Source organism: uncultured Sphingomonas sp. (genome assembly GCF_964250165.1).
In the GTDB taxonomy this organism is placed as follows: Bacteria; Pseudomonadota; Alphaproteobacteria; order Sphingomonadales; family Sphingomonadaceae; genus Sphingomonas.
Genome location: NZ_CAXUEK010000024.1, coordinates 1 through 19,453, shown reverse-complemented (window position 1 = coordinate 19,453; position 19,453 = coordinate 1). Strand labels below are relative to the sequence as shown.

At 73.6% G+C, this 19,453-nt stretch carries 19 protein-coding genes, 2 tRNA genes and 1 pseudogene; 11 read left to right on the top strand and 11 right to left on the bottom strand.

Going from position 1 to position 19,453, the window contains the following annotated elements; all coding sequences use genetic code 11:
• Positions 1-30: 30 nt before the first annotated feature.
• Both ACFE64_RS07260 and ACFE64_RS07255 read right to left on the bottom strand, forming a co-directional pair.
• Positions 31-455, bottom strand: a pseudogene (locus ACFE64_RS07260) (IS5 family transposase); the annotation flags it as partial.
• Positions 456-624: 169 nt separating this feature from the next.
• A tRNA-Gly gene (locus ACFE64_RS07255) sits at positions 625-699 on the bottom strand.
• A 144-nt stretch (positions 700-843) separates the two neighbouring features.
• On the opposite strand from ACFE64_RS07255, the gene ACFE64_RS07250 reads away from it, so the two are divergent.
• Genes ACFE64_RS07250 through ACFE64_RS07235 form a run of 4 tightly spaced genes read left to right on the top strand, consistent with a single transcriptional unit; the run spans position 844 to position 7,056 of the window.
• A complete protein-coding gene (locus tag ACFE64_RS07250) occupies positions 844-1,608 on the top strand; it encodes a hypothetical protein (RefSeq protein ID WP_375391788.1) in 765 nt (254 codons plus the stop codon).
• Positions 1,499-3,061: a DNA polymerase Y family protein gene (locus ACFE64_RS07245; protein ID WP_375391787.1), complete on the top strand. Its 1,563-nt coding sequence runs from the start codon at positions 1,499-1,501 to the stop codon at positions 3,059-3,061. Before ACFE64_RS07250 ends, ACFE64_RS07245 begins: the two co-directional genes overlap by 110 nt.
• Positions 3,058-6,510: an error-prone DNA polymerase gene (locus tag ACFE64_RS07240; RefSeq protein ID WP_375391786.1), complete on the top strand. Its 3,453-nt coding sequence runs from the start codon at positions 3,058-3,060 to the stop codon at positions 6,508-6,510. Before ACFE64_RS07245 ends, ACFE64_RS07240 begins: the two co-directional genes overlap by 4 nt.
• A 54-nt stretch (positions 6,511-6,564) precedes the next feature.
• Positions 6,565-7,056, top strand: a complete 492-nt coding sequence (locus ACFE64_RS07235) for an MmcB family DNA repair protein (protein WP_375391785.1) — start codon at positions 6,565-6,567, stop codon at positions 7,054-7,056.
• Here the strand turns inward: ACFE64_RS07235 and ACFE64_RS07230 are convergent.
• Complete coding sequence (locus ACFE64_RS07230) at positions 7,051-7,641, bottom strand: ankyrin repeat domain-containing protein (protein ID WP_375391784.1); 591 nt, start codon at positions 7,639-7,641, stop codon at positions 7,051-7,053. The genes ACFE64_RS07235 and ACFE64_RS07230 overlap by 6 nt on opposite strands.
• Before the next feature lie 72 nt (positions 7,642-7,713).
• Between ACFE64_RS07230 and ACFE64_RS07225 the strand changes: the two genes are divergently transcribed.
• The 3 genes from ACFE64_RS07225 to ACFE64_RS07215 are packed head-to-tail and all read left to right on the top strand — an operon-like array spanning position 7,714 to position 9,385.
• Positions 7,714-8,286 (top strand): SCO family protein, encoded by a 573-nt coding sequence (locus tag ACFE64_RS07225; protein ID WP_375391783.1) that lies wholly within the window; start codon positions 7,714-7,716, stop codon positions 8,284-8,286.
• A complete protein-coding gene (locus ACFE64_RS07220) occupies positions 8,283-8,714 on the top strand; it encodes a YcgN family cysteine cluster protein (protein WP_375391782.1) in 432 nt (143 codons plus the stop codon). Before ACFE64_RS07225 ends, ACFE64_RS07220 begins: the two co-directional genes overlap by 4 nt.
• Positions 8,711-9,385 carry a M48 family metallopeptidase gene (locus tag ACFE64_RS07215; RefSeq protein WP_375391781.1) on the top strand — a complete coding sequence of 225 codons (675 nt, stop codon included), beginning with the start codon at positions 8,711-8,713 and terminating at the stop codon, positions 9,383-9,385. The genes ACFE64_RS07220 and ACFE64_RS07215 overlap by 4 nt, the downstream gene beginning before the upstream one ends.
• Here the strand turns inward: ACFE64_RS07215 and ACFE64_RS07210 are convergent.
• From ACFE64_RS07210 to ACFE64_RS07180, 7 genes are all read right to left on the bottom strand, one after another.
• Positions 9,358-11,508 carry a transglycosylase domain-containing protein gene (locus tag ACFE64_RS07210; RefSeq protein WP_375391780.1) on the bottom strand — a complete coding sequence of 717 codons (2,151 nt, stop codon included), beginning with the start codon at positions 11,506-11,508 and terminating at the stop codon, positions 9,358-9,360. The two genes, ACFE64_RS07215 and ACFE64_RS07210, sit on opposite strands and share 28 nt — an antisense overlap.
• A 348-nt stretch (positions 11,509-11,856) precedes the next feature.
• Positions 11,857-12,270 (bottom strand): peptide-methionine (R)-S-oxide reductase MsrB, encoded by a 414-nt coding sequence (msrB, locus tag ACFE64_RS07205; RefSeq protein WP_375391779.1) that lies wholly within the window; start codon positions 12,268-12,270, stop codon positions 11,857-11,859.
• Positions 12,271-12,309: 39 nt separating this feature from the next.
• Complete coding sequence (locus ACFE64_RS07200) at positions 12,310-13,389, bottom strand: NAD(P)/FAD-dependent oxidoreductase (RefSeq protein ID WP_375391778.1); 1,080 nt, start codon at positions 13,387-13,389, stop codon at positions 12,310-12,312.
• Entirely contained in the window at positions 13,389-14,042 is a 654-nt protein-coding gene (locus tag ACFE64_RS07195; RefSeq protein ID WP_375391807.1) for a methyltransferase domain-containing protein, read from the bottom strand. Before ACFE64_RS07195 ends, ACFE64_RS07200 begins: the two co-directional genes overlap by 1 nt.
• A gap of 34 nt (positions 14,043-14,076) precedes the next feature.
• A complete protein-coding gene (locus tag ACFE64_RS07190) occupies positions 14,077-15,165 on the bottom strand; it encodes a type III polyketide synthase (protein WP_375391777.1) in 1,089 nt (362 codons plus the stop codon).
• A 165-nt stretch (positions 15,166-15,330) separates the two neighbouring features.
• Positions 15,331-15,417, bottom strand: a tRNA-Leu gene (locus ACFE64_RS07185).
• Positions 15,418-15,495: 78 nt separating this feature from the next.
• Positions 15,496-16,221 carry an MJ0042-type zinc finger domain-containing protein gene (locus ACFE64_RS07180; protein WP_375391776.1) on the bottom strand — a complete coding sequence of 242 codons (726 nt, stop codon included), beginning with the start codon at positions 16,219-16,221 and terminating at the stop codon, positions 15,496-15,498.
• Positions 16,222-16,340: 119 nt separating this feature from the next.
• On the opposite strand from ACFE64_RS07180, the gene ftsE reads away from it, so the two are divergent.
• The 4 genes from ftsE to ACFE64_RS07160 all read left to right on the top strand — a co-directional run bounded on the left by ftsE (position 16,341) and on the right by ACFE64_RS07160 (position 19,145).
• A complete protein-coding gene (ftsE, locus tag ACFE64_RS07175; RefSeq protein ID WP_375391806.1) occupies positions 16,341-17,045 on the top strand; it encodes a cell division ATP-binding protein FtsE in 705 nt (234 codons plus the stop codon).
• A gap of 71 nt (positions 17,046-17,116) precedes the next feature.
• Entirely contained in the window at positions 17,117-17,923 is an 807-nt protein-coding gene (locus ACFE64_RS07170; protein WP_375391805.1) for a cell division protein FtsX, read from the top strand.
• Positions 17,920-18,456: a YdcF family protein gene (locus ACFE64_RS07165; RefSeq protein ID WP_375391775.1), complete on the top strand. Its 537-nt coding sequence runs from the start codon at positions 17,920-17,922 to the stop codon at positions 18,454-18,456. The genes ACFE64_RS07170 and ACFE64_RS07165 overlap by 4 nt, the downstream gene beginning before the upstream one ends.
• Positions 18,453-19,145 carry a lysophospholipid acyltransferase family protein gene (locus tag ACFE64_RS07160; RefSeq protein WP_375391774.1) on the top strand — a complete coding sequence of 231 codons (693 nt, stop codon included), beginning with the start codon at positions 18,453-18,455 and terminating at the stop codon, positions 19,143-19,145. Before ACFE64_RS07165 ends, ACFE64_RS07160 begins: the two co-directional genes overlap by 4 nt.
• Positions 19,146-19,181: 36 nt before the next feature.
• Here ACFE64_RS07160 and ACFE64_RS07155 read toward each other — a convergent pair.
• Positions 19,182-19,453 (bottom strand): prephenate dehydrogenase dimerization domain-containing protein (locus ACFE64_RS07155; RefSeq protein WP_375391773.1); only part of this gene is annotated, 272 nt, incomplete at its 5' end.

Genomic DNA, 19,453 nt, shown 5'->3' with positions numbered 1-19,453 from the left:
TCGCTCCCTGGGTGTTTGATCCCAAGGTTTGATGGTGAAGGCGACGAGGCGGCCCAGCCCATCCACCAGCGCGTGCAGCTTGGTCGTCGGGCCGCCACGTGAGCGGCCTATGGCGTTGGCCGCAGCCCCCCTTTTCCGCCCGCCGCCGAGCGGTGTGCCCTGGCCCAGGTGCTGTCGAGCATCAGTTCGGCAGGCGGACCGCCCGCCGCCGCCAGCGTCTCGAACGCACGCTGCCACACGCCCTTCTTCGCCCAGCGCACCCAGCGGTTGTAGAGCGTCTTCTTCGGACCGTAACAGGCGGGCGCATCGACCCAGCGTCCGCCGCTCATCAGCACATGCACGATGCCCGAGATCACCCGTCGGTCATCGACCCGCGCAACGCCCCGCGTGTCCGTCGGCAGCAACGGCGCCAAGCGCCCGAACTGCTCCTCGCTCAGCCAGAACTCACCCGCCATCCTCGCTCTCCTCAAAGAGCTTGAATCACATCGCCTCAGCCTTGGGAGTCCTATTTATGGGTCTGAGCCCTAGAATTGGGAGCGGAGAAAAGCACGGGGTGCATACGCGCTCACGCGATGCTCCGTTAAGTGGCAGAACGGAGACCTTGACTGGTTTCCGCAATAACGTTGGAGCGGGCGAAGGGATTCGAACCCTCGACCCCAACCTTGGCAAGGTTGTGCTCTACCCCTGAGCTACGCCCGCTCTGGCGCGAGCCCGGCGGCGCAGGCCCCGGGCAGGTGAGCCGCGGCCATTAGCAGCGGGTCCGGACGCTCGCAAGCCGTTTCCGGAACCCGAACCGAGTCGGAGGGTTGGCGTCGACTGGATTAGAACATTACAAGAACATCTATGCGCGATTCGCCAGCCCTGCACACCCGGTTGCGGCATGTGCCCGCTATCACGGTGGCGCGCGCGCAGGAGGCGTCGCACCCGGCGGACTGGCTCGCGCGCGGTCTGCCGGCGGCGCGGCTGCACGAGCTGCGCGCGGCCGCGCCGGAGGATGCCGCCGTCGCGGCAGGTTTCGGCGTCGCGCTGGCGCTGGCGGGCGAGGCGACGCCGCTGCTGTGGCTGCGGACGGAGGAGGCGCAGCGGCGGGCGGGACGGCTCCATGCCGGCGGGCTGGTCGAGCTGGGGCTGGACCCCGCCGCCCTGGTGATGGCGGTGGTCGCCGACGCACCGGCGCTGCTGCGCGCCGCCGCCGACGCGGCGCGCTGCCCGGGGCTGGGCATGCTGGTGGTGGAGGCCTGGGGGCCGGCCCCCGGGCTGGACCTCACCGCCACCCGCCGGCTCCAGCTCGCCGCGGAGAGCTCCGGCGCCGTCGTGCTGCTGCTGCGCGTCGCCGGCGGCGCGCCCGCGCCGAGTGCTGCCGCCACGCGCTGGGGGGTGGCCGCCTGCCCGTCGACCGCGCTCGCCGCCGACGCGCCGGGCCGCCCCGCCTTTCACCTCGAACTTGAGCGCCGGCGCGGCGGCCCCGCAGGGCAGCGCTGGCGCGTGGAGTGGGACCGTGACGACAAGAAGCTCCACGCCGCGCCGCTACCTGGCGCTGGTCTTTCCCTGGCTGCCGATCGAGCGGCTGCGCGCGACGCGCCCGCACCTCTTCGTCGGCTCGGATGACGCGCCGGTCGCGTTCACGCAGACCATCGGCAATGCGATCCGTCTCGCCGCGACCGATCTCCGCGCCGCCCAGCTCGGGCTGCAGCCCGGCCTGACGCTGGCCGACGCCCGCGCGCGCGTCCCCGAGCTCCAGGCGTTCGCGCACGCGCCGCACGCCGACGCCGACTGGCTGGAGCGGCTCGCCGAGGCGTGCGGTCGCTATTCGCCGGTGGTCGCGCCGCTGCCGCCCGACGCGCTGGTGATGGACATCGCCGGCTGCACCCATGCGTTCGAGGGGGAGCGCTTCCTCGCCGCCGATGTCGAGCGCCGGTTCGCGCGCCGCGGCGTCCGCACCCGCCACGCGTTCGGGAACACGCCGGAGATCGCGCACGCGCTCGCCCGCTTCGCCGGCGCGCCGGCCCCCGACGAGGCCGGCGCGGTGAAGCGGCTGCCGGTCGCCGCGCTCGGCCTGGACGAGGAGGCGACCGCGGCGCTCGGCGTCGCCGGGCTGAAGACGGTGGGCGACGTCATGGCGCGCCCGCTCGCCGGCCTCGCCGCGCGCTTCGGCGCAGGCGCGGCGGACGCGGTGCGACGCCTGCAGGGCGAGGTGAAGGCGCCCGTCCGCCCGCAGCGCCGCGAGAGCCCGGTCAGCGTCGAGCGCCGCTTCGCCGAGCCGATCGCCAGGACCGCATTCGCGCTGGAGGTGCTGGCCGAGCTGGCCGGCGAGGCCGCGGCCGCGCTGGAGCAGCGTCGGCAGGGAGGGCGCCGCTGGGAGGCTCGGCTGTTCCGCGCCGACGGCCAGGTGCAGGGCCTCCGGATCGAGACCGGCCGGCCGACGCGCGACGTGTCGCTGCTGATGCGCCTGTTCCGCGAGCGCATCGACACGCTCGCCGATCCGCTCGATCCCGGCTTCGGCTATGACCTGCTGCGGCTGGACGTGCCGCTCGCCGAGCCGCTGGATGCGCATCAGCTGCGGCTGGAGGGTGGGCAGGGGCATGGCGACGAGATGGCGCAGCTGGTCGACCGGCTCTCCACCCGTCTCGGCCGCGCCCGCGTGCGCCGGTTCGCGCCGCGCGACAGCCACCAGCCCGAACAGGCCGAGCTGACCCTGCCCGCGGCCGCTGCCGCCGCGCCCGCGGTCTGGCCACGGCCCGAGCCCGGCGAGCCGCCGCTGCGCCCCATCCACCTGTTCGACCCGCCGCAGCCGATCGAGGCGGTGATGGCGGAGGTGCCCGACGGCCCGCCGCGCCGCTTCCGCTGGCGGCGCGCGCTGCACGAGGTGGCGCGCGCCGAGGGACCGGAGCGCATCGCCGCCGATTGGTGGCGACATGACGCCGCGACGGCGTCGGGCCAGCCGACCCGCGACTATTATCGCGTCGAGGATATCCGCGGCCGCCGCTTCTGGATCTTCCGCCACGGCCTGTTCGCCGAGACCGACAGCCCGCGCTGGTATGTCCACGGCCTGTTCGCATGAGCAGGGTCGTCCCGTTCCCGCCGCCTTCGCCCGGGCGCGCCGCCCCGCCCGCGCCACCCTTCGCCGAGCTGGTCGCCGCCACCAATTTCTCCTTCCTCGACGGCGCGAGCCATCCCTCCGACATGGTCTCCCGCGCGGTGGCGCTCGGCCTGCCGGGCCTCGGCATCGCCGATCGCAACACCGTCGCCGGCGTGGTGCGCGCCTGGGACGCGCTGAAGCGCGCGCGCGGCGGGCTGCTCGGCGTCCGGCTGCCGCCGCTCGACTTCAAGCTCGCCACCGGGACTCGGCTGGTGTTCGCGGACGGCACGCCCGACATCGTCGCCTATCCCGCCACGCGCGTCGGCTGGGGCCGGCTCACCCGCCTCCTCACCGTCGGCAACCGCCGCGCGCAGAAAGGGAGCTGCATCCTCCATCTCGCCGACCTGCTCGCGCATCTCGAAGACCTGTTGCTCATCGTCCTGCCGACGAGCAGCGCGCGGGCCGCCGAACAGGTGCCCCATCCCGACCAGCCGCAGCCTGCCGAACGCCGGCGGATCGAGGATGTGTCCGAAGCGCTCGCCACCCTGCGGCCCCACTGCGCCGGCCGGCTCTGGCTCGGTGTCACCATGCCGCGCGCCGGCCATGACCGGCGGCGCCTGGCGGCGCTCGCCACGATCGCCGACGCCGCCGACATCCCGCTGCTCGCCACCGCCGACGCGCTCTACGCCGCGCCCGGCGAGCGCGATCTGCACGACGTCGTCACCTGCATCCGTGAGGGCGTGACGGTGCAGGCCGCGGGCCGCCGGCTCGCCGCCAATGCCGAGCGCCACCTCAAGGACGCCGAGGAGATGGCGCGCCTGTTCGCCGATCGCCCCGACGCGCTCGCCGAGACCGCCAAGCTGCTCGCCCGCATCGGGTTCGACCTCGCCGAGCTGCGCTACGAATATCCGCACGAGCCGGTGCCCGCCGGCTGGGACCCGCAGGACTGGCTGGAGCTGCTCGTCACGAGCGCCGCGCACGAGCGTTACGGCCCCGTCACGCCGCCCAGGGTGGCCAGGGCGCTGGCGGAGGAGTTCCACCTGATCCGCGACCGCCGCTACGCCTATTATTTCCTCACCGTCCACGATGTCGTCCGCGAGGCGCGGCGGCTCGGCATCCTGTGCCAGGGGCGCGGCTCGGCGGCCAATTCGGTGGTCTGCTTCCTGCTCGGCGTCACCTCGGTCGATCCGATGAAATACGACCTGCTGTTCTCGCGCTTCGTCTCCGCCGAGCGTGACGAGCCGCCCGACATCGACGTCGATTTCGAGCATGAGCGGCGCGAGGAGGTGATGCAGTATATCTATCGCCGCTACGGCCGCGACCGCGCGGCGATCGCGGCGACCGTGATCCATTATCGCCCGCGCTCGGCGGTGCGCGAGGTCGGCCGCGTGCTCGGGCTGACCGAGGACGTGACCGGGCGGCTGACCTCGACGGTGTGGGGCAGCTTCTCCGACCGCTTCGAGGACAAGCGCTTCGCCGAGACCGGCTTCGACGCCGACCATGCCGAGATGCGCCGGCTGGGCGGGCTGGTGGGGCGGCTGCTGACCTTTCCGCGCCACCTGTCGCAGCATGTCGGCGGCTATGTGCTGACCCAAAACCGGCTCGACGAGACGGTGCCGATCCACAACGGCGCGATGGCCGAGCGCACCTTCATCGAATGGGACAAGGACGATATCGACGCGCTCGGGCTGATGAAGGTCGATATCCTCGCGCTCGGCATGCTGACGTGTATCCGCAAGGCGTTCGATCTGCTGCGCGCCGCCGGCCTTGCCGATCCGCAGCTCGACACCATCGCCGACGAAGAGCACGACGCTGTCTACCACATGCTGCAGGCCGGCGATTCGATCGGCGTCTTCCAGGTGGAGAGCCGCGCGCAGATCAACATGCTGCCGCGCTTGAAGCCCCGCGCGTTCTACGACCTCGTCGTCCAGGTCGCGATCGTCCGCCCCGGCCCGATCGAGGGCGACATGGTCCATCCCTATCTGCGCCGCCGCGCCGGCAAGGAGCCGGTCGAGTTCCCATCGCCCAAGCCGCCGCACGATCCCGACGAGCTGCGAAATCTGCTCCGCTTCACCTATGGCGTCCCACTGTTCCAGGAGCAGGCGATGAAGCTGGCCATCGTCGCGGCCGAGTTCACGCCCGACGAGGCCAACCAGCTTCGCCGCGCGATGGCGACCTTCCGTCACGTCGGCGGCATGGAGGATTTCAAGGCGAAGCTGGTCGGCGGCATGGTCCGGCGCGGGTACGAGGAAGCGTTCGCCGAGCGCTGCTACAGCCAGATCGAGGGCTTCGGCTCCTATGGCTTTCCCGAAAGCCACGCGCTGTCGTTCGCGCGGCTGGTCTATGTCTCCGCCTGGCTGAAATGCTTCTACCCGGCCGTGTTCGGCTGCGCGATCCTGAACGCGCAGCCGATGGGCTTCTACGCGCCCGCCCAGCTGGTCCGCGACGGACAGGAGCATGGCGTCGAGGTGAAGCCGCTCGACGTCAATGCGAGCGGCTGGGACCATGCGATGGAAGCGACGACGCCCGGCCGGAACGCCGTCGTGACGCGCCCGGCCAATCCCGCCCCGGGCGGCGCGCAATGGGATCCCGCCGTGCGGATCGACGGCGCCTGGGCGATCCGGCTCGGCTTGCGCCAGATCGACGGCTTCCGCGAGGCCTGGGCGGCCGAGATCGTGCGGCACGCGCCGTTCGCGACGGTGGAAGACCTCGCGCGCCGCCTGCCGCCGCGCGCGCTGCGGCTGCTCGCCGACGCCGACGCACTCGGCTCGCTGGGGCTGGACCGGCGCGACGCCGGCTGGGAGGTGCGGCGCACCCCGCCCGCGCAGCTGCCGCTGTTCGCCGCGGCGCAGGCGCCCGAGCTCGGCCGCGAGCCCGATGCGGGCCTGCCCGCCATGCCGCGCGCCGAGCAGGTCGTCGCCGACTACCAGACCACGCGCCTGTCGCTGAAGGATCATCCGATGCGCTTCCTGCGCCCGCTGTTCGCGGCGGAGGGCGTGCTGTCGGCGGCAGAGGCGCGGGAGGCTCCGAACGGCCGCCGCGCGCGCGTCGCCGGCGTGGTGCTGGTCCGCCAGCGGCCGGGCAAGGGCAACGCGATCTTCGTCACGATCGAGGACGAGACCGGCGTCGCCAACGCGCTGTTGTGGGCGCGCGACTTCGAGGCGAACCGCCGCGCGGTGATGGCGGCGCGGCTCCTCGTGCTGGAGGGCGTGATCCAGCGCAGCGAAGAGGGCGTCGTCCACCTGATGACCACGCGCGCCCATGATCGCACGCCCGAGCTGTCGCGATTGTCGGCGGATCACGTCCCGATCCTCGATACCGCCGCGGGCGACGGCTATGACGGCTGGGTCCGGCACGCGCCGACCAGGAGCCACGATCCGCGCGGCGGCCACCCGCGCGACGTCCGGATCATCTCGCGGGACTTCCATTGACCCGCCCCCCTCTCCTTTCTGGCCCGGATCGCGCCGAGCCGTTAGATCGCGGTCATGCTTGATGCGCCGCCCCAGTCCTGCGTCGACGCGCCCGGCTCACCGCTGTGCGCGGCGGACGTGTGCCGGGGCGTGACGCGGCTGCTGTTCCGCCACGACCTGCTGGCGCTGGCGGAGGTGCCGCTCGACGGCGGCCGCCGCGCCGACCTGATGGCGCTCGACGCGCACGGGCGGATCACCATCGTCGAGATCAAGGTGTCGCGCGCCGACCTGCTCGGCGACGGCAAATGGCCCGATTACCTGGCGCATTGCGACCGCTTCTTCTGGGCGGTGCCGGCGGGGTTCGATCTCCGCCCGCTCGACGGCCCCACCTTCCTGCCGGCGCGCACCGGCGTGATCGTCGCCGATCGCTATGACGCGGAGATCGTCCGGCCGGCGCATGGCGAGCCGCTCCCCGCGCACGTCCGCAAGCGCTGCACGCTCGCCTTTGCCAGGCGGGCGGCGCGGCGGCTGGTCGCGCTCAACGATCCCGACCTGGCGACGCTATAGCTTCGGGCCGGCGACGCCGGCGCGCGTCACCTTGGGCGTGTCGGCGAGCATCTTGGCGAGCGCCGGCGTGCGGGTGTCGCGCTGGGCATAATCGCGTGCCGACAGCCCGGCGATGATGTCGCGCTGGTCGGGGTCCGCCTTGGCGGTCAGCAGCGTGCGCACCAGCGTCAGGTCGCGGCGCTGCACGGCGCGGATCAGCGGCGTCTCGCCCGAGGCGTTGGCGAGGTTGGGGTTCGCCCTGACCAGCAGCAGCAGCGAGACCATGTCGTCCTGCCCCGTCTCCGCGGCGATCATCATCGGCGTGTTGTTCTTGCCGTCGCGGATGTTGGGATCGGCGCCCTTCTGCAGCAGGAAGGTGGTGTAGGGCACGTCGCCGCGCCGGACGGTGATGTGCAACGCCGCTTCACCGGAGGAGGGGTCGCGGGTGTTGACGAGGTTGCTGCCGGGTTTGTTGAGGGCCTGGATGACGTCGTTGTTCTTGGAGTCGCGCACGGCCTGGAGGAACTTGTAGCTGTCGGAGCCGAACTGCGCGGCGGCGGGGGCGGCGAGAAGGAGGGCGGCGGCGAGCGCGAGAGGGCGGAGCATGACACAAGTCCTTGGCAACGGTAGCGGCGATGCTTGCGCCGCCGGGCGTTAGCGATCAAGGCTGAGGGCGCGATGAACAGGCTCGTCTGCGCCCTGCTGCTGCTGCTCGGCGCCTGCCAGCGCCCGGCCGAGACCCCGCCGCTTGCCGGCGCGCGGATCGGCGGCCCGTTCGCGCTCACCGACCAGGACGGCCGGCCCGTCACCGACCGCAGCTTCGCCGGACGGTGGCGGATCGTCTATTTCGGCTACACCTTCTGCCCCGACGCCTGCCCGACCGAGATGGGCGCGATCGGCGCCGGCCTGAAGCAGGTCGAGGCCAGCGACCCCGCGGTCGGCGCCAAGGTGGTGCCCATCTTCGTCACGGTCGACCCCGCCCGCGACACGCCCGCGGTGCTGAAGCAGTTCGTCCGCGCCTTCCACCCCCGCGCGGTCGGGTTGACCGGCAGCCCGGCGGCGATCGACGCGGTCGCCAGGGAGTATGGGGTCGCGCATTCGCTCGGCCCCACGGCGCCGGGCGGCGGCTATCTGGTGGACCATAGCCGCGCCGCCTATCTGATGGACCCGGACGGCAAGCCGATTGCGCTGGCCGGGGCGGACGGCGGCCCCGCGGAGGTCGCCCGCACCATCGAGCGCTGGGTGAAATGAGCGAACCCTTCTGGGAAATGCCGATCGAGCGCCTCGACCGCGGGCAGTGGGAGGCGCTGTGCGACGGCTGCGGCAAGTGCTGCCTGCACAAGCTGGAGGACGAGGATACGGGCGAGTTGCATCCGACCAACGTCGCCTGCCGCCTGCTCGACCGGCGCACGGGGCAGTGCGCGGACTATCGCAACCGCCGCGCCTATGTGCCCGAATGCGTGCGGCTGACCGCCGGCAACGTCCGCGCCATCGACTGGCTGCCCTCCACCTGCGCCTATCGGCTGCGCGCGCATGGCGAGCCGCTGCCCGAGTGGCATTATCTCGTCTCCGGCGACCGCGAGGCGGTGCATCGCGCCGGCCAGTCGGTCAGCGGCTGGACGGTCAGCGAGGACGATGTCGGCGATCTGGAGCACCATCTGGTCGACCGGGTGCTGTGAGCGACTTGGAGGTCGTGCGCCACCCGCGGGCGCGCTCGCTCCGGCTGTCGCTGGACCCGGTGACGGGGCGTGCGCGCCTGACCATCCCCCAGCGGGCGGCGCTGCAGCCGGCACTCGCCTGGGCGGAGGGCAAGGCGACGTGGCTCGCCGCCCAGCGCGCGCGCCTCCCCGAGCCGCGGCCGTTCGCGCCCGGCGCGGTGCTGCCGGTCGCCGACGCGGCACTGACGCTCGCCTGGTCGCCCGGCCCGCGGCGGACGCTCCGGCGCGAGGGCGACCTGCTCGCCGCGCAGGGACCGATCGAGACGCTGCCGCGCCGCGTCGAGGCGTGGCTGCGGCGCGAGGCGCTGCTGCTGCTCAGCCGCGAGACGGCCGCGTTCGCGGCGTTGGCCGGCGTCGCGGTCGCGCGGGTGGCGGTGGGCGACGCCAAGGGGCGGTGGGGCAGCTGCGCGTCCACCGGCGTGATCCGCTACAGCTGGCGGCTGCTGCTCGCGCCCGGCCATGTCCGGCGCGCGACGGTGGCGCACGAGGTCGCGCACCGCGTCCACATGCATCACGGACCGGCCTTCCACGCGCTGGTCGCCGAGCTGCTGGGTGCGGACCCCGGCACGGCGCGCGACTGGCTGCGCCGTCACGGCGCCGGCCTTCACTGGTTCGGACGGTCGTCCCGGTAGGCGCCGGGGTCGCGCGGCGGCAACTGGCGTGAGGGCGCGGCGGCCGCCGGCGGCTCGCGCCGGTCGCGCGGGCGGCCGATGGCGCGGTCGATGAAATCCTGGTCGAGCCGCTGGCGCGGTTGCGGCGCGGGCTGATCCGGCTCGTCGTCGGCGCCGCCGTCCGACGGCGGCGCGGTCGTCTCGCCGTCGCGGTCGGGCGGCGGCGCGGCGGCCGTCGGCGGCGCGTCGGGCACGGGGTTGCCGTCCGCGTCGACACCGACGCTGTTGTCCTGCTCGCCGAGATAGGCGTCCTCTTCATTGTCGAGCTGCCAGTCCGGCAGCGTGACCTGCGTCTGGAACTGCTCGATCGGGCGGCTGCGCGTCGCCGGCCCCATGAACGCGGCGAAGGCCTTGGCGGGTGCGGTGCCGCCGTGCAGCCCGGGGATCGGCCGCGCATCGTCGCGGCCCATCCACACGCCGGTGGTGAGCCCGCTGGAGAAGCCCAGGAACCAGCCGTCCTTGCTGGACGTCGTCGTGCCCGTCTTGCCCGCGACCGGCCGGCCGATCTGCGCCGCCCGCCCGGTGCCGGTGTTGACCGCGGTCTGGAGCAGGTCGATCATCTCGGCGGCGACATAGGGCGCGACCAGCACGTGGCTCTGATCGGTCTCGTGGCGGTAGATCACCTGCCCGTCCGCCTCGACGCGGGTGATGCCATAGGGCGCGACGGCAATGCCGTTCTGGCCGACGCTGGCGAAGGCGCGCGTCATGTCGATCAATCGCACGTCGGAGGTGCCGAGCACCATCGACGGGTGGGTGTTCACCGGCGTGGTGATGCCGAAGCGGCGCGCCATGTCGGCGACGGTGGGAAAGCCCACCTCCTGCCCCAGCTTCGCCGCCACCGTGTTGAGCGAATAGGCGAAGGCGGTGCGGAGCGAGACCTGCCCGCTATTGTGCCGCGAATCGTTGCGCGGGCTCCAGCCGTCGATCGTCACCGGCTCGTCGACCACCGTATCCTCGGGCTTGTGCCCGGCCTCCAGCGCGGCGAGATAGACGAACAGCTTGAACGACGAGCCGGGCTGCCGCGTCGCCTGGGTGGCACGATTGTAGATCGAGGACACGTAATCCTTGCCGCCCACCATCGCCTTGACCGCGCCGTCGCGATCGAGGCTGACCAGCGCCCCCTGCGCGCCGACGGGCGCGTTCTGGCGGATCGCATCGTCCGCCACCTTCTGCATCGACAGGTCGAGCGTGGTGTAGACGTCGAGCGGCGCGGTGTGCTCGTCGATGAGGAGGTCGAGCTGCGGCAGCGCCCAGTCGGTGAAATAGCGGACGCTGTTCTGCTTGGGCTCGGGCGCGAGCGCCAGGCCCTTGGGATCGGCGCCGAGCGCCTCGGCATGGGTGATCGCGCCCGTTTCCTCCATCGCCTGGATGACGACGCCGGCGCGGCCGACGGCGGCTTCGGCGTCGGCGGTCGGGGAGTAGTTTGACGGCGCCTTGACCAGCCCGGCGATCACCGCCGCTTCGGCGAGGCTCAGCTGGTCGGCGCCATGGCCGAAGAAACGGCGGCTGGCGGCATCGATGCCGTAGGCGCCACCGCCATAATAGACCTTGTTGAGATAGAGTTCGAGGATCTGCGCCTTGGTGAACTTGCGCTCCATCGCCAGCGCCAGCAGCCATTCGCGGGCCTTGCGCGCGAACTTCTTCTGGCTGGACAGGAAGACGTTGCGGGCGAGCTGCTGGGTGATGGTGGAGCCGCCCTGCGTCCACCGGCCGCGCTGCAGCCGGACCTCCGCGGCGCGCGCGAGGCCGATCGGATCGACGCCGGGATGCTTGTAGAAGCGCCGGTCCTCCACCGCGACGGTGGCGTCGCGCATCACCGCGGGGATCTGGTCGTAGGAGAGCCAGCGGCCGTAGCTCGGCCCGAGCGACACGATCACCGTGCCGTCGGCGGCATGGACGCGGATCATCTGGCCATTGGGCGAGGATTTCAGCTGCTCGAAGCTCGGCAGCTCCGAACGCGCGACGTAGACGGCGATCGCCAGCGCCGCGAACACGAGCACGACGGCCGCGATCGCGAGTTGCAGGGCGAGAAGGAAGCGCCGGCGCCACGGGCGAGCGGGCGGGCGGGAACGCGCACGAGCCATTCGGGGCGGGCGTTACGCCGGAAGCTCGGCCGCGACAAGCGTGACGCGGCGCAGGTGCGGCCACGCCGGGCCGATCGCGCGTGCGCGAGCGCAAGCCCGGCCGGCGACGGCGCAGCCGATCGACCGACGCCGGCTTTGCCGGCGACGCATCGTTCCGACGTCATCCCGGCCTTGAGCCGGGATCCATCCCTGGTCTCGGACGATGCTCAGTTCCCGAAGGTGATGCCCGGGTCGGGGTGGCATGATGGACGCTGCGACGCTCGGCGGGTCACGCGAGTGAATCGCGTGACGTCGAATCGCCGCTACGCGGCGGCCGGCCGCGCTGGCGCGTCTCCGGTCGAGCTATCGCTAGTCCGGTGCGCGCGGCGCGGCGCGGGCGCGGAACTCGAGCGCGATCGAATTGATGCAATAGCGCAGGCCCGTCGGCGGCGGGCCGTCAGGAAAGACATGGCCCTGGTGGCTGTCGCAGCGGGCGCAGCGCGTCTCGGTGCGGATCATGCCGTGACTGGTATCGGTATGGTCGCTCACCGCCTCGGCGGCGATCGGCCGGGTGAAGCTGGGCCAGCCCGAGCCGCTGTCGAACTTGTCGGCGCTGTCGAACAGGTCCAGCCCGCACGCCGCGCAGCGATAGGTGCCGTCCGCCTTGTTGTCGGTCAGCGCGCCGGCATAGGCGCGCTCGGTACCCGCCTCGCGCAGGACATGATACTGCGCCGGCGTCAGCCGCTTCTTCCATTCGGTCTCGGAAAGGTTGAGCTGGTCCATGGCCTGCATGTCGGTCCCCGGCCGGTGAGCGTCAACCCGCTATGGATCGACGCGGGTCGATCGGGCGATGACCTGGATCAAGTCGGGATGGGCGAGGAGAAGGCCGAACGGCGCGAACGGACCCTCGGCGAACGCGCGCGCCGCGCCGGCGACGCGCATCGGCCGGGCGAGCCGGCGGGCGAAGCGGCGCTGCCACGCCGGCAGCGCGTCGGCGCCGCCGCGGACATAGGCGGCGGCCGCCCCCGCCCCGCTCGCCAGCGCGATGCCCATGCCTTCGCCGGCCAGCGAGGGGATCACCGCGGCCTGGTCGCCGAGCCGCGCGACGCCGACCGTGCCGGTGCGGGCGCGCCAGCCATAGGGGACGTTGGCGACGGCATCGACGGGCGCGGCGGCGTCGCGAAAGGCGAGCCGCTCGCCCAGCGCGGGCAGCGCGCGGCCGAGCTCGGCGAGCAGCGCGTCCGCGCCGCCCGCCGCGTGCAGGCGCGAGCGGCGCACCGCGAGGCACAGGTTGGCGGTGCCGTCCTCCTGCAGCGCCAGCCCCGCATAGCCGTGGCGGAACAGGTGCAACTCGATCGCGTCGCCGACCAGCCGGGTCAGCGCCGGCGCGGGGCCGAGGCGGACGCGCAGCCCCAGCGCCGGATCGGGGCCGCGCGCCGCGGCCGGGCGCGCCGCCCCGCGCACGTCGTGCTTGCCGCTGGCGAGGAACAGCGCCGCCGCCGCCAGCGTCGCGCCGTCGGCGGTGCGGACGGCGCTGTCGGCCACCTCGCGGACCGCGACGCCGCGCTCGACCGCGGCGCCGGCGGACTCGGCGCCGGCCAGCAGGAGCGTATCGAGGCGGCGGCGCGACACCGCCAGCGCCGGGCGGGGTAGCGGCGCGGCGGCCTGGCGCGCGCCCGCGAACAGCCGCACCTGCGTGATCCGCGCCGGGTTGAGCGCCTCCGCCGCGACGCCCAGCGCCGCCAGCCGGTCGAGCGTGCGCCAGCTGAGGAAGCCGCCGCACAGCGAGTCCGCCGTCTCGTGGGCACGCTCCACCAGCAGGTGCGGCGCGCCGGCGCGGGCGAGCGTGATCGCCGCCGCGGCGCCCGCCAGCCCGCCGCCGACGATCAGCGCGGGCGCCATCAGCGGATCCTGGCGACGCACAGGCGGAACGGAAAGGCGCGATAGATGCGGGCGTCGCGCACGCCCGCTTCGGCCAGGATCGGCGGCCATTCCGCCGGCCGATAGCTGCGCGCGATCGAGAGCGTGCCGTCGTGGCGGACGATCGGGTGCCAGCGGGCGAGGCGGGCGAGCCAGGGAAAACCGCGATGCGCGAAGCCATGGCGGTGGAGATCGTTGACCAGCCAGCCGACCCGGGTGTGCGCGTCCATGAAGCGGAGGAAGGCGACCAGCTGCGCGCGCGTCATGTGATGCGCGACGAGCGAGGAGATGACGCAGTCCCAGGGTTCGTCGGCCAGATCGGCATAGTCGCCCGTCACCCAGCCGATCGGCAGGCCGGCAGGCGTGTGGGCGCGCGCGGCGGCCTCGCTGCGCGGATTGAGATCGACGCCGGTCAGCTCGACCGCGAGGCCGCGCCGCCCGGCCCAGCGGGCGACCCGGCGCAGCATGTCGCCGTCGCCGAACCCGACGTCCAGGATGCGCAGGCGCTCGCGCCCCGCGGCGGCGCGGGCGAGGAAGGACAGCGTCGGGCGCGCCGCCATCGTCACGACATTGACCCGGGCGAGGTCGCCGACGACGGCGGCGTAGGTCGCCGGATCGAGGTCGTCGGCGTCCATCAGCTCCTCGCCCTCGGCGCGTTGTGCCAGCACGTCAGGCGCTCGCGAACCCGAAGCCCTCGGCGGCAAGGCCGGGGCCGAACGCCAGCGCGACGCCGTGCGTCACCGGCGGCCCGGCGAGCAGGCGGTCGAGCACGAACATCAGCGTCGCCGACGACATGTTGCCGTTCGCGCGCAGCACCGCGCGGCTGGCGGCGAGCGCATCCGGTGCGAGGCCGAGCGCATGCTCCACCGCGTCGAGGATCGAGCGGCCGCCGGCATGGACCGCCCAGCCGTCGACCTCGGCAGGCGCGATCCCGCCCGTCGCCGCGTCCGCCAGCGCGCGGTCGGCGAGCGCGGCGGCGATGCGGCCCGGCACCTCGCCGGACAGCTGCATCGCGAAGCCGCGGTCGGTGATGTCCCAGCGGATCAGGTCCGCCGATCCCGGCAGCGCCGCGGCGAACGGGCGGTCGAGCGCGAAGCCGCCCGGCGTGCCCGTCACCAGCGCCGCCGCGGCGCCGTCGCCGAACTGCAACTGGGCGAGCAGCGATTCGACCTCCGGCGTCGCCTGGAGATGCAGCGTCGACAGCTCCACCGCCACGACGAGGACACGCGCGTCGGGTTGCGAACGGACGATGTGCCGCGCCTGGCGCAGCGCCGCCACCGCCGCGTAGCAGCCCATGAAGCCGACCAGCAGCCGCTCGACCGACGGCGACAGGCCGAGCCGGGCGGCGATGATCTGGTCGACGCCGGGCGCGACGAAGCCGGTGCAGCTGGCCACCACCAGGTGCGTGATCCCGCCGGTGTCGACCTGCTCGGCGAGGCGCGCGATCGCGTCGAGCGCCAGCGCGGGCGCCGCCTCGGCATAGACCTGCATCCGCGCGGCGGTGCCGGGCAGCGGCTCGACCGCGTAGAAGCCGCCGGCCTCGAGCGACCGGGGATCGAGCACCGACCAGCGATGGTCGATACCCGCGCGCCCCGCCATCCGCTCGAACAGCTTGCGCGCACCGGGCGCGACCTGCGTCGACGCCCAGCCGCGAAAGGCGGCATGCACGTCGTGCGGCGGCACGGCGGTGCCGATGGCGTGGAGATAGGCAGTCAAGGCTGGGCTTTCGCGACCGGTGCGCGGTTCAACGCCCGACATGGGCGTTCGGGCCAGTCGTCGCTTGCGGGCAACGGATCGGCGCGGAACCTAGATCACGATAGGCGCCGCAGCGAAGCCGTGTCGTCGGTCCTCGCTTGAGCGAGGCTGGCCGCGCCGACGCCTTGCGCTCGCCATAGCGACGCTACGGCATCGCCGCGTCGGCGGTGGTGCGGTCGAGAAGACTCGAACTTCCACGTCCTTTCGGACACAACGACCTCAACGTTGCGCGTCTACCAGTTCCGCCACGACCGCACGTGATGTCCGCCGGGAGCGCCGGCGGCTGGCAAGGGCGCGCCCGTAGCAGGGCATTCGCGCGCGCGCAACAAGGGTTCAGCCCCCCGCATCGCCGGCGAAGCTCAGCTCCAGGCGCTTGGAGCTGGCGGGCACGTCGAGCTTGGCGGAGTTGAAATCCACCGCCGCGCCGGGCGCGAGCGTGCGCTGCTGGGGCGTGATCGTCCAGCTGTAGACCAGCCGGCCATGGGCATCGCGCAGCTCGGCGCGGATGTCGGGGACACGCTGGCGCTCGCCCGACGGGTTCGTGACCTGGCCGGAGACGGCGAACAGCTCCGAGCCGTTCTCCAGCTCGCGGCGCTCGATCGGGTTGTCCTTGAGCCGGAGCGGCGTCTCGGCGGCGCCGACCGGCAGGCCGACGCGCGCGAGCAGGTTGGGCGTGCCGAGCCACGAGATCGCGCCCACCGCCGCCAGCATCAGCGCCCCCGCCCCCAGCGCCGCGGCCGTCCAGGCCCGCGCCGGATTGCGCCGGGCGCGGAAGGGCGGACGGTGCGCGAAGGCATCATAGGCCGGCGCCTGCTCGACGAGCGGCGCCTGCTCGACGAACGGCGGCGGCTCGGGCGCGGGCGGGGTGGCGGCTTCGTCCCCGGCGATCGACGGGGCGGGCACCGGCGGCGGCGGCGGCGCGACGACGGGCTCGGGAGCACCGGGCGCCTGGAACCAGCTGTGGCGGCAATTGGCGCAGCGCACCGTGCGCCCCTCCGGCCCGATCGCCGCGTCCGGCACCAGGTAGCGGGTCTGGCATTCGGGGCATTGCAGGATCATCTCGAGGGTGCACCCACCGCCGCCGGCGGGGGCCGGCTGGTTAAGCCGAATCTAAGCACGGGCAGCCGCACAGTGGCAAGGTTGATGGACCGCGCCCGTTCATGGCAGAGCAGGCCCGGATGGCGGACATCGTGCAGTTCGAGAATGTGGGACTGCGCTACGGCAGCGGCGCGGAGACGCTGTCGGACGTGTCGTTCACGCTGCGCAGCGGCGCCTTCTACTTCCTCACCGGCGCCAGCGGGGCGGGCAAGACGTCGCTGCTGCGCCTGCTCTACCTCGCCCAGCGGCCCAGCCGCGGCGTCATCCGGCTGTTCGGCGAGGATGCGGTGCTGCTGCCGCGCGGGCGGCTGCCGGGCTTCCGCCGGCGCATCGGCGTCGTGTTCCAGGATTTCCGGCTGGTGCCGCACCTGTCGGCGGCGGACAATGTCGCGCTGCCGCTGCGCGTCGCCGGCTGGGCGGAGGAGGAAATCCGGCAGTCGGTGCGCGAGATGCTCGCCTGGGTGGGCCTGGGCGAGCGGCTGGACGCGCGGCCAGCGACGCTGTCCGGCGGCGAGCAGCAGCGCGTCGCCATCGCCCGCGCGGTGATCGGCCGGCCGGAGATGCTGGTGGCGGACGAGCCGACCGGCAATGTGGACGCCGACATGGCCGACCGCCTGCTGCACCTGTTCGATTCGCTCAACCAGCTCGGCACGACGGTGGTGGTGGCGACGCACGACTTCCACCTGCTGAACCGCATTCCCGACGCGATGATGATGCGGCTGGACAGGGGGCGGCTGGCCGATCCCACCGGCGAATTGCGCCATCCGGCGCGGGCGGCCCGGTGATTGGCCGCGCGAGGAGGCGAGGCATCGCCGACGAACGCGGCGTGCTCGACGAGGCCGGCGGCCTGCGCGCCATGACGGGCGTGATGGCGGTCATGCTGTTCCTGACCGTGCTCACCGCCGCCGCCGGGCTCGGCGCGGGGAGCGCGGCGCGGCTGCTCGACCGGCGGCTGGCGGGGCGGCTGACCGTGCAGCTGGCGGACGCCGCGTCCGCGGGCCGGGCCGCGGCGGCGCTGCGCGCGACGCCGGGCGTGACGCGGGTGACGCCGGTCGACCGGGCCGAGCTGGCGCGGCTGCTCCAGCCCTGGCTGGGGACGGACGCCGGCGACCCCGAGCTGCCGGTGCCGGCGCTGATCGACGTCGACCTCGGCGACGCGGGGGACGCCACGGCCGCGCGCGCCGCCGCCGCGGTGCGCCGCGTCGCGCCGGCCGCCCGCGTCGACCGTCACGCCCGCTGGATGGCGCCGGTCGGACAGCTGCTCCGCACGCTGACGCTCACCGCGGCCGCGCTGGTGGTGCTGATGGCGAGCGCCACCGCCGCCGTCTGCGTGCTCGCCGCGCGCGCGGGGCTGGAGACGCACCGGCCCACCATCGAGGTGATGCACATGCTGGGATCGACCGACGTGCAGGTCGCACGACTGTTCCAGCGGCGCGTGGCGATCGACGCGGCGCTGGGCGGCGGCGCGGGCGCGGCGGCGGCGCTGCTGGTCGCGGCGCTGCTCGGCGGGGAAGCGCGCGCGCTCGGCTCCGAGCTGATCGGCGGCGTCGCGCTCGCCCCGGCGCAATGGGTGATGCTGGCGCTGCTGCCGCTGGTCTTCGTGGCACTGGCGACGCTGGCGGCGCGCTGGGCGGTGCTGGCGGCGTTGAGGCGGACGCTGTGATCCGGCGCCTGGCCTCGCTGCTGCTGATCGCGTGGTGCCTCGGCTTCGCCTGGTTCATGCTGGCGCTGCCGGGGCCGCTGGAGGGATCGACCAGCGACGCGATCGTGGTGCCGACGGGCGGGCCGGGGCGGCTGGACCGCGGCTTCGACCTGCTGCGACGGCGGCAGGCGCGGCGCATGCTGGTGACGGGCGTCGCGCCCGGCGTGGAACCCGCCGACCTGGCGCGCGAGTATCGCGTCGCGCCGGCGCTGCTCGCCTGCTGCGTCGATCTCGGCCGCGACGCCGTCGACACGCGCACCAACGCCGGCGAATCGGCGGCATGGCTGAAGGCGCGCGGCTTCACCTCCGTCCGGCTCGTCACGTCCGACTGGCACCTGCGTCGCGCGGCGATGGAGCTGCGCGCGGCGGCGGGCCCGCGCGTCGTGGTGCTGGGCGACGGCGTGGCGGGCAGCCCGCGGCTGGCGACGCTGGTGAGCGAATACGACAAGCTGCTGCTGCGCCGGGTGCTGCTGTGGGTGGGGACCGGCGGATGAGCCGGCTGCGCACGCTGCTGTTCAACCTCGTCTTCTGGGGCGGCTCGGTGCCCATCGTGCTGACCGTGCCGGTGTCCGCCTGGTTCGGCCAGCGCGCGGTGATCGCCCACGCCACCGTGTGGACCCGCTTCCACCGCTGGGCGACACGCGTGCTGCTCGGCATCCACGTCCGCATCGAAGGCGAGCGGCCGGACGGCCCGGCGCTCTACGCGGCCAAGCACCAGGCGATGTTCGAGACGCTGGAACTGCAGCGGCTGCTCGACGGCCCGGCGATGGCGCTCAAGCAGGAGCTGGCGGACATCCCGGTCTGGGGCTGGGCGACGCGGCGCTACGGCGCGCTGGTGGTCGATCGCGACGCCACCTCGACGGCGCTGCGCAAGATGATGCGCGAAGCGAGCGCGGCCAAGGCGCAGGGCCGCTCGATCCTGATCTTCCCCGAAGGCACGCGGGTCCGGCCGGGGGAGCAGCCGCCCATCAAGTCGGGGTTCGCGGGGCTCTACCGGCTGCTGAACATGCCCACGGTGCCGGTGGCGGTCGACAGCGGCCGGCTGTGGCCCAAGCGGGGCCCGAAGCGGGCGGGGGTCATCACCTTCCGGTTCGGCGAGGTCATCGCCCCCGGGCTGGGCCGCGAGGAGATCGAGGCGCGGGTCCATGCGGCGATCAACGAGCTGGACGCTCCGCGGCCCTGACGCCTCTCCGGCACAGCGTGGCTGCGCCGGTGCGCGCTACGGCTCGTGCGTCCTGCCGAAATCCTCGCGCGCGTCGTCCTGGCCCTGCTCGACGATCGAGCGCCGGATCGCCCGCGTGCGGGTGAACTGGGCGTGGAGCTGGTCGCCGTCGCCGATGCGGATCGCGCGTTGCAGCGCGGTCAGGTCCTCGCTGAAGCGCTGGAGCATCTCCAGCACCGCCTCGCGGTTGGTGAGGAACACGTCGCGCCACATGGTCGGGTCGGAGGCGGCGATGCGGGTGAAGTCGCGGAAGCCGCCGGCGGAATATT